The 14,603-nt window shown below is 67.1% G+C and carries 10 protein-coding genes; 8 read left to right on the top strand and 2 right to left on the bottom strand.

What is annotated here, in order from left to right:
• Nucleotides 1-31: 31 nt before the first annotated feature.
• The 5 genes from kduI to BM009_RS02120 all read left to right on the top strand — a co-directional run bounded on the left by kduI (nucleotide 32) and on the right by BM009_RS02120 (nucleotide 5,007).
• The gene (gene kduI / locus BM009_RS02140) at nucleotides 32-874 is read left to right on the top strand and encodes a 5-dehydro-4-deoxy-D-glucuronate isomerase (protein ID WP_093293286.1); all 843 of its coding nucleotides are present in this window, start codon (nucleotides 32-34) and stop codon (nucleotides 872-874) included.
• Nucleotides 875-1,036: 162 nt separating this feature from the next.
• On the top strand, nucleotides 1,037-1,807 hold the full coding sequence (kduD, locus tag BM009_RS02135; RefSeq protein WP_093293284.1) for a 2-dehydro-3-deoxy-D-gluconate 5-dehydrogenase KduD: 771 nt from the start codon (nucleotides 1,037-1,039) through the stop codon (nucleotides 1,805-1,807).
• Complete coding sequence (locus BM009_RS02130) at nucleotides 1,804-2,808, top strand: sugar kinase (protein ID WP_093293282.1); 1,005 nt, start codon at nucleotides 1,804-1,806, stop codon at nucleotides 2,806-2,808. Before kduD ends, BM009_RS02130 begins: the two co-directional genes overlap by 4 nt.
• 162 nt (nucleotides 2,809-2,970) lie before the next feature.
• Complete coding sequence (locus BM009_RS02125; RefSeq protein ID WP_093293280.1) at nucleotides 2,971-4,008, top strand: LacI family DNA-binding transcriptional regulator; 1,038 nt, start codon at nucleotides 2,971-2,973, stop codon at nucleotides 4,006-4,008.
• A 417-nt stretch (nucleotides 4,009-4,425) separates the two neighbouring features.
• The gene (locus BM009_RS02120; protein WP_093293277.1) at nucleotides 4,426-5,007 is read left to right on the top strand and encodes an AidA/PixA family protein; all 582 of its coding nucleotides are present in this window, start codon (nucleotides 4,426-4,428) and stop codon (nucleotides 5,005-5,007) included.
• 49 nt (nucleotides 5,008-5,056) lie between these two features.
• Here the strand turns inward: BM009_RS02120 and BM009_RS02115 are convergent, their stop codons facing one another.
• Nucleotides 5,057-8,191, bottom strand: a complete 3,135-nt coding sequence (locus tag BM009_RS02115) for a TonB-dependent receptor (RefSeq protein WP_093293275.1) — start codon at nucleotides 8,189-8,191, stop codon at nucleotides 5,057-5,059.
• A 435-nt stretch (nucleotides 8,192-8,626) separates the two neighbouring features.
• Between BM009_RS02115 and BM009_RS02110 the strand changes: the two genes are divergently transcribed.
• The 3 genes from BM009_RS02110 to ybaL all read left to right on the top strand — a co-directional run bounded on the left by BM009_RS02110 (nucleotide 8,627) and on the right by ybaL (nucleotide 13,015).
• Complete coding sequence (locus tag BM009_RS02110; RefSeq protein WP_093293273.1) at nucleotides 8,627-10,666, top strand: amidohydrolase family protein; 2,040 nt, start codon at nucleotides 8,627-8,629, stop codon at nucleotides 10,664-10,666.
• A gap of 45 nt (nucleotides 10,667-10,711) precedes the next feature.
• Nucleotides 10,712-11,110 (top strand): hypothetical protein, encoded by a 399-nt coding sequence (locus tag BM009_RS02105; protein WP_093293271.1) that lies wholly within the window; start codon nucleotides 10,712-10,714, stop codon nucleotides 11,108-11,110.
• 249 nt (nucleotides 11,111-11,359) lie between these two features.
• Complete coding sequence (gene ybaL / locus BM009_RS02100) at nucleotides 11,360-13,015, top strand: cation:proton antiporter domain-containing protein (protein ID WP_093293268.1); 1,656 nt, start codon at nucleotides 11,360-11,362, stop codon at nucleotides 13,013-13,015.
• Here the strand turns inward: ybaL and BM009_RS02095 are convergent.
• Entirely contained in the window at nucleotides 12,991-14,598 is a 1,608-nt protein-coding gene (locus tag BM009_RS02095) for an alpha-glucosidase (protein ID WP_093294578.1), read from the bottom strand. The genes ybaL and BM009_RS02095 overlap by 25 nt on opposite strands.
• Between the last annotated feature and the right edge of the window lie 5 nt (nucleotides 14,599-14,603).

Genomic DNA, 14,603 nt, shown 5'->3' with positions numbered 1-14,603 from the left:
TGGCATAAGCACCGCGCGAGGGAGATACAGGATGTTCGACCGGACCTATTACGCCACGCATCCGGACATGATGGACTGCGTGTCGAACGAGGAACTGCGCGACCGCTATCTGATCTCCGGTCTGTTCCGGGAAGGTGAATGCGTGCTCAACTACACCCATGCCGATCGCTTCGTGATCGGCGGGGTGCAGGTGGGCGGCAGTCCGGTAAAGCTGCCCGCGCAGACCGAGCCTCCCTCGGCTGCCGGGCATCCCTTCCTCGAGCGGCGCGAACTCGCGATCGTCAATGTCGGTGCGGTCGAAGGCACGGTGACGGTCGACGGCGAGGTCTTCACGCTGGGCAACAAGGACTGCCTCTACGTGACGATGGGCGCGAAGGACGTAACCTTCGCCGGCGAGGGCGCGCGCTACTATCTGGCGTCCTGCCCGGCGCACAAGGCGTTCACTACGCGCAAGCTCGGCATCGCCGATGCCAACGCGCTGGAGCGCGGTAGCCTCGCGGAATCGAACGAGCGTACGATCTACCAGCTCGTCATTCCCGGCGTGTGCGACAGCGCGCAGCTGGTGATGGGCCTCACCGTGCTCAAGCCCGGCAGCGTGTGGAACACCATGCCCCCGCACGTCCATGAGCGCCGCAGCGAGATCTATTTCTACTTCGAGCTCGACGATCTGGAGAAGGATCGGGTGATGCACTTCATGGGCGAGGGCGAGGCTACCCGCCACATCGTCATGGCCAATGAGGAAGCGGTGATCAGCCCCCCCTGGTCGATCCATATGGGCGCCGGCACCAAGTCCTATGCCTTCATCTGGGCGATGGCGGGCGAGAACCAGGATTATACCGACATGCAGGTGCTGGATATCTGCCAGCTGGCGTGAGCACGCCTTGAAACCCTCCCGCTCCCTTCTGCGCTCCCCTCCCGCTTGCGGGAGGGGCTGGGGGAGGGGAAAGCGAAGTTCGACGTTCCACTTTCAGGCCCTCCCCCGACCCCTCCCGCAAGCGGGAGGGGAGCGCAAGGGGAGGGGGCTGGAGATTGCATCGTGACCAACCCGTTCGACCTTACCGGCCAGGTGGCCGTCATCACCGGCGCGAACACCGGCATCGGCCAGGGCATCGCGCTGGCGCTCGCCGCAGCCGGCGCGGACATCGCCGCGGTCGGCCGCACCCCGGCCGAGGAAACCGTGCGCAAGGCGCGCGCGCTGGGCCGCCGTGCCGAGATGATTTCCGCCGACCTCTCCACGATCGGCCCTGTGGGCAGGATTGTGGACGAAGCTGTGGATAAGCTGGGGAAAATCGATATCCTGGTGAACAATGCCGGGATCATCCGTCGCGCCGACAGTCTCGATTTCACCGAGGCGGATTGGGACGCGGTGGTCGATACCAATCTCAAGTCAGTGTTCTTCCTCTGCCAGGCCGCGGGCAAGTTCATGGTCCGCCGCTTCGGCGAGACGGGCGAGCGGGGGCGGATCATCAACATCGCCTCGATGCTCAGCTTCCAGGGCGGCATCCGCGTGCCGAGCTACACCGCGTCCAAATCGGGCATTGCCGGGCTGACAAAGCTGCTGGCCAACGAATGGGCGGGCAAGGGCGTGAACGTCAACGCGATCGCCCCGGGCTATGTCGCCACCAACAACACGTCGGCGCTGCAGGCCGACGAGACCCGCAACCGCCAGATCCTCGAGCGCATCCCGGCGGGGCGCTGGGGCGATCCGGAGGATCTGGGGGGCGCCGCGGTCTTCCTTGCATCGCGCGCTTCGGATTATGTGCAGGGGCATATTCTCGCCGTTGACGGAGGCTGGCTGGCACGATGACATTCGCATTCTTTGGGGAAATGATGCTGCGGCTGTCGCCGCCGGGCCGCGAGCTGCTGCTGCAGACGCCCAAGCTCGACGTGGCGATCGCGGGGGCCGAGGCGAATGTCGCGACCGGCCTCGCCTGCCTGGGGCATGATGTGGCGATGATCAGCGCGGTGGCAGACAATCCGCTGGGCGCGGCGGCGGTGGGCGAACTGCGCCGGCGCGGAGTCGATACGCGGCGCGTGCAGGCCGGGGCGGGCCGGATGGGGCTCTACTTCCTCACGCCCGGCGCGGGATTGCGGTCGTCGGAGATCGTCTACGACCGTGCGAACTCGGTGTTTGCGACGCGGCCCGCGGAAAGCTGGGACTGGGACGCGCTGCTCGACGGCGCGACCCGGCTGCATCTCTCGGGCATCACGCCCGCGCTGGGGCCGAACACCGCCGCCGCCGCCATCGCCGCGGCCGAGGCGGCGAGCGCGCGCGGGATCGCGCTGTCGTTCGATGGCAACTACCGCGCCAAGCTGTGGGAGGCCTGGGACAGCGATCCGCGCGGCGTGCTGACCCAGCTGATTCGCCATGCCGACGTGCTGTTCGGCAACCACCGCGACATCTCGCTGCTGCTCGGCGAGCACTTCCCGGGCGACGGCGCCGATCGCCGCCGCGAAGCGTCCGAGGCGGCGTTCGCGGCCTTCCCCAAGCTCCAGCTGATCGCCTCGACTGCGCGCCACGTTGACGATGTCGACAGCCACCGCATCGCCGCGCGCGTCGACACCCGCGAAGGCGGGCACCAGACCGAGGAACTGCGCGTCAGCGGCATCGTCGACCGGATCGGCGGCGGCGACGCCTTTGCGGCAGGCGTGCTCCACGGGCTGCTCGAGGGCGGCGACGCCCGCGCCATGGCCGAGGCCGGGCTGGCGCTGACCGCGCTAAAGCACTCGCTGCCGGGCGACGCCAGCCTGTTCACCCGGGCCGACCTCGCCGCTTTTGCGGAGGGTGGGCTCGACGTACGGCGGTAATGCACCGCGCGCGGTGTCGGCGGGCGATGTCGCGCCCGAATGGCACCGCGCGTTTGGCCCGCCTGCTGTGTCGATTTGGGCAGCTGGACGTCGTTGTCCACCCGGTATCCGGCGAGTCGTTCGCCTATCGCCATCGCTGCCGCCGCCGTATAGCATGACGGCATGGAGAAGACGGGCAAGCCCACCATCAACGACGTCGCCCGCATCGCCGGCGTTTCCAAGAAAACCGTCAGCCGGGTCATCAATCGCTCGCCGCTCCTGAACCAGGACACCCGCGCCAAGGTGGAGGCGGTGATCGCCGATCTGGGCTATATCCCCAATGTCCAGGCGCGCGCCCTGGCGCTGCGGCACAATTTCCTGCTCGGGCTGATCCACGACAACCCCAATGCGCAGATGGTGATGAACGTCCAGGCGGGCATCCTGGAAGCGATCCGCGACACCGAGTTCGAGCTGATCGTCCGCCCGATCGATCGCGGGTCCTCGACGATGCTGGCGGACGTGCGCGCCTTTCTCGAGCGGCAGCGGCTGTACGGCGTGCTGATCCTGCCCCCGGTTTCCGAGAACGATATGCTGGCCGAGCTCTGCCAGAGCCTGGGTACCCGCTATGTCCGCATGGGGTCGACGACGCTCGACACGCCCGAGCACATGGTCGCTTCCAACGATTGCGAGGTGGTGGTGGAGGCGGTGCAGCACCTGATCACGCTCGGCCATCGCCGGATCGGGCTGATCGCGGGCCCGCACGGCTTCCGCTCGGCGCGCGAACGGCGCAAGGGCTTCGAGCAGGCGCTGCGCGAGGCCGGCATCAAGCTGCCGCGCAGCATGATCGCCGAGGGTACCTATACGTTCGAGAGCGGGCTGGCCGCCGCCGACCGGCTGCTGGACCTCTCGCCGCGCCCCACCGCCATCTTCTCCTGCAACGACGAGATGGCCGCGGCAACGCTCCACGCGGCACGGCGGCGCGGAATGAGCGTGCCCGAGGACCTGTCGATCATCGGCTTCGATGACACCGCGATCGCCGCGCATATCTGGCCGCCGCTGACGACGGTGCACTGGCCGATCGTCTCGATGGGGCGATCGGCGGCGCTCAAGCTGCTGGCCGATTTCTTCGGCGACGAGCAGGGGGTGGAAGAACCGTCGCTGTTTCCCTCGACCCTGGTCCACCGCGCCTCGGTAGCGCCGCCGCGGCCGGGGAGCGACTGAGCGGGCCGCATTCGTCGAGCGCCGGCAAACCGTAGATCATGGCGGGGCCCTTGCGCGCGCCACTTCGGCGGCATGGGCGACGTTGAACAAATCGGACCAGAATGACGCGAACAGTTCGGCGCTGCGATCGGCTGCACGGAACTGCCGAGCCTGCGCCATGGGCTGCAGGATCGCCTGCTTCAGCCACGCCGCTCGGCGCTTCCGATCTCCGAATCACCAGTTCAAGCACCACAACGGGCATGGTACGTACAGATGCAGAACTGGATGAATAATAGCGTTCAATATGAACCTGCGCGACAGCTATGTGGTCGCGAAAGGGTAGATGTTGATCTGTCATCATTCATATTGAAGTAAGATGCCATTGCTCCGCTCGACGGCCGCATCATATCACGCGCCAAACAAAACAGGGTGCGCGACATGATTGAAGTGCATGACAAGGGAGAGAGAAGAATGGCACAGATAAACATCGTGATGGTGTTCGATGCGCAGGCAGTTCTGAGCGCTGGCTCGCCGAGCAGCAGTCCAACCCAGCCGACGGGCCTGGCGCATCCACCTTCGCCGCCATATTTCGCCTACATGATCACGGAGCAGCAATATCTTGCGCAACCGGTCCAGAACGCAGGTAATGCGACGCCGAACCTGGTCATCAATGCAACGGTGGGGGATACCGTTAACTGGTACGCTGTCACCCTCTCGGGGGATCAGCCGACCTACTGCATCCCCTACAATATCGCGCAATTTTCCGGCAACACCGTCATGACGACGCCCGTCGGCCTCACCGCGCAACCGACGGTGCCGGTGCCGCCGCCGCAGCAGAGCACGACCAACCCGACGTGGACGCCGACGCAGCAATATCAATATTTCATGACATCAAACGTGCTGGCGCCGGGGACGGAAGGATATCAGGTCTGGTTCCAGGTCGTGCAGATGAGCACCAGCGGCAGCCTCGCGACGCTGGGCTATTATTACTGGGACCCCACGGTCCAGGTTCTCGGATAACCGAAGAAAGAGGGGCGGCCGCCTGCACGGCCGCCCCCAATATCGCGCGTCAGAAGCTGCCGCGCAGGCCGACCAGGAACTGGCGACCGGGCTTGTACGAGGTGAACGTCGCGTTCGGGAACTGGAAGTAGGAACGCAGCGTCGCGTTGGTGAAGTTCGACACGTTGATCGTCAGCTGCGGCGCCTTCTTCACGCCGAAGATCTTGTCGAGATCGAAGGCCGAGGAGAAGTCCCAGGTGGTGTAGTCGGAATTGAACAGCGCCGCTGCCGGGATGCTGTTCTGCGAATTGCCGCTGCTCTGCGAGCCCTCGCGCGAGGTGGTCGAGACGCGCAGCATCACACCGTTCCGCTCATAATAGCCGGTGATGTTGTAGGTGAACGGCGCCACGCCGAACGCCTGTGCGGGACCGTCGCTGGTCTGGTCGACGATCGTGGCATTGGCGTTGAAGCCGAAGCCGCGGAAGCCGAGCTTCTCGGTGAGGAAGTCGAGCGGCTGGACCCACTGGAATTCCAGGCCGTTGATCTTCAGCTTGTTCGGCACGTTGACCTGGCTGGTAACCAGCACCGTCGCCTGGGTCGGTCCGCCACGCGAATTGAGCGCGATTTGCTGGGTCGGGTTCAGCGTGTCGTAGGTGATGCCATACTGCGCCAGCGCAGAGAACGGCACCGTGGTGTTGGAGTTGTTGGTGAAGCCCTTGATCGACTTGCGGAAGGCGTTGAAGCTGATGACGCCATCGCGCCCGGTATAATATTCGAAGCCCAGGTCGATATTGGTCGAGATATAGGGCTGCAGCGCCGGGTTGCCGATCGTCGCCTGGTCGGCCGAAGGCGCGCCGAAGCTCACGCCCGGCAGCTGTGCCGAGGGATCCGGACGAGTCATCGTCTTCGACGCGGCGAGGCGAACCACCGCGTGCTGACTGACGTCATAGGCGACCGTCGCTGCCGGCAGCCACTTGGTATAGTTGTTGCGGGTGGAGACGATGGTGACCAGGTTCGGATAGCGGCTGCCGTCGGGGATCTGGGTGCCGGCCGCAGTGCTGTTGCGCGGATCGGCGACCGAGACGCGGCCTTCGATCGTCTGGATCGTGTTCACGTACCGCAGGCCGACATTGAACCGCAGCATGTTGCCGCCGACTTCCTGCTCGCCATTCACCGTCGCGAAGGCCGACTTGACGACTTCGCGGATCAGGCCGCCGCTGGCGCCGGTGTTCGAACCGCCGCTTTCCGGCGTGTTGTCGTGGAAATAGTCATAGTTGCTGGCCTTGCGGAACGCATCCCAGTCGACCGTCACGAAACCGGCGGGGCCGGGCTTCAGATAGCTCGGGAAGGCGGCGTTCGGGATCAGCGAGCCGGCATAGGTGATCGGCCCGCTCTGCCCGGCGGTATAGCCGGTGCCATAGCCCGGATAGGTCGGGTAGCCGGCCGGTGCGGCGCCCGGCTGGTTCAGGCCCTCGCAGGGCGGCTGGCCGTTGGGGCTCGGCAGGTTGACGCTCGGGTTGTTGCCGCAAACCGCGTTCTGCCAAGCCTGGCTGTTGTCATAGCCGCGGATCCGGCGCGAGACGTCGTCATATGCGCCGCCGACCTTCAGGCTCAGCGCGCGATCGCCCCAGGTGAGGTCGCCGCGCACACCCTTGTTCTTGTTGAGCCGGCGCTCGTCCTGCATGTTGAGGCGCGCACCGGTGTACCAGCCGAAATTGGCCGGGTTATTGAGATCCAGGCTGCTCTTGATGTCCGGGATGCCGCCATTGTTGGTATAGGTGACGGTGCCGCCCTGGCCGAGCGGGGTCATGCCGCCCACGGTCGGGCTCTCGCGGTGGAAGGTCGAGCGGGCGTAATTGCCCTGCAGCGTTGCCTTCAGCTTGTCGTTGATCTCCCATTCGGCGCCCGGATTGACGCTCCACAGCTCCGTGGTCTCGTAATAGGGGCGGAATTCGTCGAAGAACTGGGTGTTGGCGAAGGTACCGCTGGTGACCGTGCAGCCCGCGCTGCAGTCCGACTTGTCGAACTTCAGGTTGGTGGGGATGGAGGCGCCGTTGCGGCCCACCCACGCCATGTCCTCGCGGATCAGCTCGTTGTGCTTATAGCCGTACAGGCCGTCGATGTAGAAATGCAGCGTGTCGGACGGGCGATACTCGGCGCTGAGGATCGCGTTGATCCGGTCGCGCGGGCCCCGGATGTCGGCGATGCGGCCGAGACGCGGGATCAGGCCGTTGTCGATCTGCTGGATCGTCGCGCCGGGATTGTTGGCGAGCAGGAAGGCGCGATCAATCGTCGTCCCAGCCACCAGCCCTGCGCCAGCGCCCGCAGGCACCACCGCCGGGATCGTCCAGTTGCCGCCACCGGTAGCGTTGCAGGTGTTGCCCGCGCCGCACTGCGCGGCAGTGAGCGCCGGGTTGGTATAGCCGATCGTCTCGAAGCCCTTGGTACGGGTGAACAGCCGCTGCGCCGAGACGCCGGCGAGGATGCCGATCGTGTCGTTGTGCCAGCTGCCGATCAGCGAGCCGCGGCCGCCGATCTGCTTCGCCGGCTCCTGGTTCGAGCCCTGGATATTGTAGGCGAGGAACGAGTCCGCGCGATCGAACGGGCGTGCCGAGCGCAGGTCGACGTTACCCGCCGCGCCGCCCTCGAGCAGGTCGGCGGTATAGCTCTTGTTGACGGTCAGCTTGGTGAACAGGTCGGTCGGGAAGAAGCTGAGGTCGACCGAGCGATCGGTGCCCTGCGCGTCGGTACCGCCCGACGAGGCGACCGCGATCGGCGCGCCGTTCAGGGTGACGTTGGTGAAGTTCGAGCCGAGGCCGCGGATCGCGACGTTGACGCCTTCGCCGGTCACGTCGCGGGTGATGGTGATGCCCGGGATGCGGTTGAATGATTCGGCGATGTTGGTGTCGGGGAACTTGCCGATGTCCTCGGCGAAGATCGAGTCGGTGAAACCGGTGGCATCACGCTTGGCGTTGACCGCCTTGGCCAGCGACGAGCGATAGCCGGTGACGACGATTTCCTGCTCGCTGCCGCCGATCACCGGCGCTTCGCCCGACTGGGGCGAGACGGAGGGTGCGTCCGGCGCGGTCTCCCCGGCGGGCGGCGTGCTCTGCGCCCAGGCGGTGGAGGCGCAGGTGGCGCTCAGGATGGTGGCGCACAGCAGGGCGGTGCGGGCAGGGCGGAAACTGCGGGAAATATTGGTCATGTTCAGGTCCCCTCGAAGCGGTCCGGCGCGCGGCCGGTCCTTTCCTTCAACGTGTCTATCGTCGCGGACGATATGCTCCGACAGCGGACGCACGGAGTGGCCGCAGGGAGGAGGTTCGTTCGCGCTGTTGGTTCAGAAGTGCCGGGTCAGGGTGGATCGGCGCCGCCTGCAACGCCGGCCCTTGCGATCCATTCGCTCGGCATCACATGCGTTGATCGGCTCATCCATCCTCTTCCCGGGTCCGCGCCGACTTATTCTGCCAGCGTCATGTTAGCGGTATCTTCCACGCTTTGGTCTGGCCGTCAATGGGCCGTTGGTCAGGCCATGCGGTTTGACGCCATGCGAGGTTTTGCAGCAACACCTCTGTGGGCGCGGAACAATTGTGTCGCGCGCGGCGGCGTGCCAGACCATGGAATCACTGGGAGGGACCATCGCATGCACGCACTTCGTCTTGGGCTTCTGCTCGCCACCGCGGCCATTCTGCCTGCCGCCGCGCAGACGCAGAAGGCGGAGCTAATGACGCCGCCCGCGGGCGCGCGGCACTTCACCATCACCTCGACGGCCGGGAAGCATGGTGACGTGTGGGCTTGGACCCTGGCCGACGGGCGGATCGCCTATCGCATGTCGATGTCGCTGCGCGGCTGGATCACCGAAACCGACGAGGTGGTGAAGCTGGGGCCAGACCAGCGGCCGGTCGATCTCGCCGTGCGCGGCTTTACCGACAGCGGCGATGCGACCGAGACCTTCACCGTCGATGCCGGAGGCGTCGCGCGCTGGAAGACGGCCGTCGATTCGGGCGAGAAGCCGTTCGGCAAGGCGCGCTACAGCAGCTATGGTGGCCCTTGGCTGGCGTTCGAGAACAACGTCAACGCGCTGGTCGCGGCGGGGTCGGCGGGGATCGACCTGCTGCCGAGCGGCCATGCCAGCATCAGCATCGGCAAGGCGGTGGAGATTGACGGGCCGGGCGGCAAGAAGACGCTGAAGCTCGCCTATGTCACCGGCACCGGCTTCTCGCCCTCGCCGGTGTGGCTCGATGCGCAGAACCGTTTCTTCGGGATGGCCGGCGGCATGTCGCTGCTCCCCGAGGGCTATGAGGCGGCGGGCCCGAAGCTGAAGGAAGTGCAGGACAGGGAAGCGGCGGAGATGGTGCGCGGCGTGGCGCACCGCTTCCTCGTGCCGGCGAACCGCACGCCGACGCTGGTAGACCATGTGCTGCTGTTCGACTCGGTTGCCGGGACCTATGTGCCCGACCAGGCCGTGCTGATCACCGACGGCAAGGTGGCGAAGGTCGGGCCGGCGGGCAGCATCGCGGCACCGGCGGGGGCTACGGTGCTCGACGGAAAGGGCCGTACGCTGCTGCCCGGCCTGTGGGATTCGCACCAGCATGTCGGCGACGACTGGAACCTGCTGCAGAACGTCGCCACCGGCATGACCAATTATCGCAGCCCCGGCTCGTCGATCGAGGACGCGCAGAGCATCTTCAAGCGTCGCGCCGCCGGCGACCTGCTCGCGCCCGACGGCAAGGTCTCGGTGATCATCGACAAGAAGGATCCGCTGGCGGCGCAGGGCGCGCTGACCGTCTCGTCGGCGGCTGAGGCGGTCGCGGCGGTCGACAAGATCAAGGCGGCGGGCATGTGGGGGGTGAAGTTCTACACCTCGATGGACCCGGCCTGGATCGCGCCTGCCGCGGCCGAGGCGCACAAGCTGGGGCTGCACGTCCACGGCCATGTGCCCGCGCATATGCGGCCGCTCGATGCGGTGCGCGCGGGCTATGACGAGGTCACCCACATCAACTTCATCCTCATGCAGGCGATGCCGCAGGACGTGGTCGACAAGGCCAACACCGCCGCGCGGCTGGAGGGGCCGGCCAAGTACGGCAAGGACCTCGACCTCGACTCTCCCGAGCTGCGCGCCTTCTATGCCGAGCTCGCCAAGCGCAAGACGATCATCGACCCGACGCTGACCGTGTGGGAGCCGCTGATGACCTCGGACGGCAGCACGGTGCCGCCCGAATATGCCGCCTATGTCGACGTCGCGCCGCCTGCGGTTGCGCGCGGCTGGAAGATCGGCGGCTATCCGCTGTTCGGCGGTCTGACCCGCGCCGATTTCCGCAAGAGCTTCGACAAGATGGTCGAAGTGGTCGGACGTCTGCACAAGGCGGGCGTGCCGATCGTCGCCGGCACCGACGGCTATGGCCTCGAACTGGTCCGCGAACTCGAGCTGTACCAGCAGGCTGGTCTTACCAATGTCGAGGCGCTGCAGACCGCGACCATCGTGCCTGCGCGGATGGTGGGGATGGACGACCGCGTCGGCGCGATCGCGCCGGGCAAGACGGCGGACATCATCCTCGTCGAAGGCGATGTCTCCAAGGACATCGGCGACCTGCGCCATGTGCGGACCGTGTTCCTCGACGGCTATCGCCTCGACGGCGACGCGCTGCGCAAGGCGAGCGGGCTGACGGGCATGCCCAAGTAACATTTCGTTACGGCACCATCGCGCGATCCCTGCGTTGATCGCGGGATGGGCCGTTCCTTCACCTCCATGCCCGATCTGGGCACCAGCCGGCGCTTCGCGCTTCCGGTGGCGGTGTGGACTTTCGTGCTGGCGCTACTGTTCGGCGCGGTGGCCCCGCTCGGCCCGCCCGACACGCTGGTGCATGGCCCGGCGTTCAACCCCGCGACGACCAGCGTGGCGATCGCCGCCAAGCGCAGCGACCAGACCGCAGGCCTGTGGCAGAGCGTCCGCGGCGTGCGCCACGACGGCGCTGCGGGCGGCGGAGCCATGCTCGCCCTGGCGCCGACGCTGGCGTCGATCCTTCTCCTCTTCGTTCTGCTCACCGCGTGCACGCCGGCCAAGGTGCTGCGCCCGGTCCGCTGCGGCGCGCGTGGCGCACGGTCGCCACCGACGCCTCGCTGCTAAGGCGCAAGGCGCGCCTTCACGCCTGAACTTCGTCTTCGCTGCCCCGTGGCGGAAGAGGAGGACACTATGCGTACAAGAAGAGGCAAGCGGCCTCCGAAATGGTTCGCCATCGCCGTCTGGTCCGGCATTGCCGGGGCCGCGGCCGTGTTGGCAACCGCGATCGGCGTGGCCCAGTCCTGACCTGCATCGACACCGGTCGCCTTCAGGCGCGACCGGTGTCGAACCAGTTATTCATTCCAAGGAGAATCGATGCCGCATCATGCGCCCCTGATCGCCACCATCGTCGCCGGCCTCGTCGTCGCCTTCATCTTCGGGGCGATCGCGCACCGGGTCAAAGTCTCGCCGATCGCCGGCTATCTGCTTGCCGGCGTCGCGGTGGGGCCGTTCACGCCCGGCTTCGTCGCCAATTCGGGGCTCGCCAACGAACTCGCCGAGATCGGCGTGATCCTGCTGATGTTCGGCGTCGGGCTGCACTTCTCGCTCCGCGATCTGATGTCGGTGCGCAGGATCGCGGTGCCCGGCGCGATCGCGCAGATCGCCGCGGCGACCGCGATGGGGGTCGGCCTCGCTTATGTCGCCGGTTGGGGACTGCAGGCGGGCATCGTCTTCGGCCTGGCGTTGTCGGTGGCGAGCACGGTGGTGCTGCTGCGCGCGCTGCAGGGGCACGACATCGTCCAGACCGAGCGCGGCCGGATCGCGGTCGGCTGGCTGATCGTCGAGGATCTGGCGATGGTCGTGGCGCTGGTGCTGCTGCCGGTACTCGGCGAAGTGATGAGCGGCGAGGGCGGCGGGTCGCTGCTCCAGCCCTTGCTCTCCACCTTCCTCAAGGTCGCAGGCTTCGTCGCGCTGATGCTGGTGGTGGGCCGCCGGGTGATCCCGTGGACGCTGCAATGGGTGGTCGGCACCGGATCGCAGGAGCTGTTCCGGCTGGCGGTGCTGGCGATCGCGCTGGGCGTGGCGTTCGGCGCGGCGCTGGCGTTCGACGTCTCGTTCGCGCTCGGCGCCTTCTTCGCCGGCATGATCCTGGGCGAGACGTCGCTCAGCCGCCGCGCCACCGAGGAGACGCTGCCGCTGCGCGACGCCTTCGCCGTGCTGTTCTTCGTCTCGGTGGGGATGCTGTTCAATCCGTCGGTGCTGGTCGAGCAGCCGCTGGTGCTGCTGGCGGCGGTCGCGATCATCCTCGTTGGCAAGTCGCTCGCGGCCTACGGCATCGTCCGGCTGTTCGGCTATTCGAACCATACCGGGCTCACCGTCGCGGTCAGCCTCGCGCAGATCGGCGAGTTCTCGTTCATTCTCGCTGGGCTGGGCACCGATCTGGGCCTGATGCCGGCGGCGGCGCGCGACGTGATCCTGGCGGCGGCGATGCTGTCGATCTTCCTCAACCCGTTCCTGTTCGCCTGGGTCGCCAAGCGCTACGAGGTGGCGGAAGCCGACCGCGAGGCGGTCGCGCCGGTCGATCTGCCCAAGGGGCATGTGATCCTGATCGGCTATGGCCGGGTGGGCAAGATGATCGCCGAGGATCTCCAGCAGCACGGCAAGGCCTTCGCGCTGATCGAGGACCAGAACGACATGGCCGAGCAGGCGCGCAAGGCCGGCATCACCGTGGTGGCAGGCAATGCCGTCGATGTGCGGACGCTGGTCGCCGCGCAGATCGGCCAGGCGAGCAAGCTGCTGATCGCCATCCCCGCCGGGTTCGAGGGCGGGGCGATCCTCCAGCATGCCCGACAGCTCGCGCCGGGCGTGCCGGTGGTGGTGCGCGCCCATTCCGCCGACGAGGTTGCGCACCTCGAAGGCCTGGGGGCCGACGAGGTGGTGATGGGCGAGCGCGAGACCGCCAACCGGATGATCGAACTCGCTCGCGGCATGCCCGCGGGATCGGATCAGCCGGCGATCAGCCCCGCATAGGCCGGCAGGTGGTGGAGCGTCGCGCCGTTCAGCGCCTCCACCACTGCCAACCCGTCGATCAGGGCAGGGGGCAGGTCCACCGGGTCCGCCGAGAGGTTGAAGGCGCAGACCAGGCGCGCGTCGCCGACGGTGCGGGCGAAGACCAGCAGCGCGTCGTCGGCATGCAGCACCGCCATTGCGCCTTCCACCAGTGCCGCGTGCTGCTTGCGCAGGTCGATCAGCCGACGGGTGAGGCGAAGCAGCGAGGCGGGGTCGGCCTCCTGCACGTCCACTGCGCGGCCGAGATGATCCGGACCCAGCGGCAGCCAGGGGCGGGCAATCGAGAAACCGGCATTGGGTGCGTCCGCTACCCACGGCATCGGCGTCCGCGCGCCGTCGCGGCTGAGGGTGAGCGGCCAGTTGGCGATCGCCTCGGGGTCCTGCAGGTCCTCGAAGCCGATCTCGACCTGGGTGAGCCCCAGTTCCTCGCCATAATAGAGGATCGCATTGCCGCGAAGGCTGAGCAGCAGCAGCATCTTGAGCGCGGCGAAGGCGGCACGGTGCTCGGGCGCGACCCAGCGCGAAATGGCGCGGGGCGCGTCGTGGTTCTCGAACGCCCAGCTCGGCCAGCCCACGCCCGGCGCCTCGGGCCATTCGGCGACGGCGTCGCGCACCAGCGTCGGCGTCAGGCGGTCAGCGTAGAGGAAGTTGAAGCCATAGGCGCTGTTCAGCCGCGTGCTCCCGGCGGTGAACAGGTGCATCTCCGCCTCGGGCGAGGGACCACCGACCTCGGCGACGGTGAAGCGGCCCGGGTAGCCATCCGCCAGCGCGCGCAGCTTCTCGAGCAGCAGCGGAATGTCGGCATGGCTTTGGTTGAAGATGTGCTGCTGGAAGTCGAAGGGGCGGGTGCGCGGGAGCCCCGTGTCCGGCGCGGGCGGATTATCGCGCAGCTCCGGATCGTGCATCGTGAAGTTGATCGCATCGAGGCGGAAGCCGTCGACGCCGCGATCGAGCCAGAACTTGGCGGTGGCGAGGGTGGCGGCCTGCACCTCCGGATTGTGGAAATTGAGGTCGGGCTGCTCGCGCAGGAAATTGTGGAGATAGTACTGCCCGCGCCGCGCGTCCCAGGTCCAGGCCGGGCCGCCGAACACCGACTGCCAGTTGTTGGGCGGGCTGCCGTCGGGCTTCGCATCGGCCCAGACATACCAGTCGGCGCGCGGGTTGGTGCGGCTGGTGCGGCTCTCCTGGAACCACGGATGCTCGTCCGAGCTGTGCGAATAGACCTGATCGATCAGCACCTTGAGGCCCAGCGCATGGGCGCGGGCGACCAGCGCGTCGAAGTCCGCAAGCGTGCCGAACACGGGATCTACGCCGCAGAAATCGGCGATGTCATAGCCGAAGTCCCGCATCGGTGATGTGAAGAAGGGCGAGATCCAGACCGCATCCACGCCCAGCGCCGCGACATGATCGAGCCGCGCGGTGATGCCGGGCAGGTCGCCGACGCCGTCGCCGTTCGAGTCCGCGAAACTGCGCGGGTAGATCTGGTAGATCACCGCGCCGCGCCACCAGGGACGGGTGTCGGTGGAAAGGGCGTGCATCGACATCAGGT

It is taken from the genome of Sphingomonas sp. NFR04 (assembly GCF_900114095.1).
Classification (GTDB): domain Bacteria; phylum Pseudomonadota; class Alphaproteobacteria; order Sphingomonadales; family Sphingomonadaceae; genus Sphingomonas.
The sequence above is the reverse complement of the archived record's forward strand: the minus strand, read 5'-3'. Positions and strand labels throughout refer to the sequence as shown.

Coding starts and splice junctions, on each gene's coding strand:
- kduI (WP_093293286.1), top strand. CDS start 32: ATGTTCGACCGGACCTATTACGCCACGCATCCGGACATGATGGACTGC.
- BM009_RS02130 (WP_093293282.1), top strand. CDS start 1,804: ATGACATTCGCATTCTTTGGGGAAATGATGCTGCGGCTGTCGCCGCCG.
- BM009_RS02125 (WP_093293280.1), top strand. CDS start 2,971: ATGGAGAAGACGGGCAAGCCCACCATCAACGACGTCGCCCGCATCGCC.
- BM009_RS02120 (WP_093293277.1), top strand. CDS start 4,426: ATGATTGAAGTGCATGACAAGGGAGAGAGAAGAATGGCACAGATAAAC.
- BM009_RS02115 (WP_093293275.1), bottom strand. CDS start 8,191: ATGACCAATATTTCCCGCAGTTTCCGCCCTGCCCGCACCGCCCTGCTG.
- BM009_RS02110 (WP_093293273.1), top strand. CDS start 8,627: ATGCACGCACTTCGTCTTGGGCTTCTGCTCGCCACCGCGGCCATTCTG.
- BM009_RS02105 (WP_093293271.1), top strand. CDS start 10,712: ATGGGCCGTTCCTTCACCTCCATGCCCGATCTGGGCACCAGCCGGCGC.
- ybaL (WP_093293268.1), top strand. CDS start 11,360: ATGCCGCATCATGCGCCCCTGATCGCCACCATCGTCGCCGGCCTCGTC.
- BM009_RS02095 (WP_093294578.1), bottom strand. CDS start 14,598: ATGTCGATGCACGCCCTTTCCACCGACACCCGTCCCTGGTGGCGCGGC.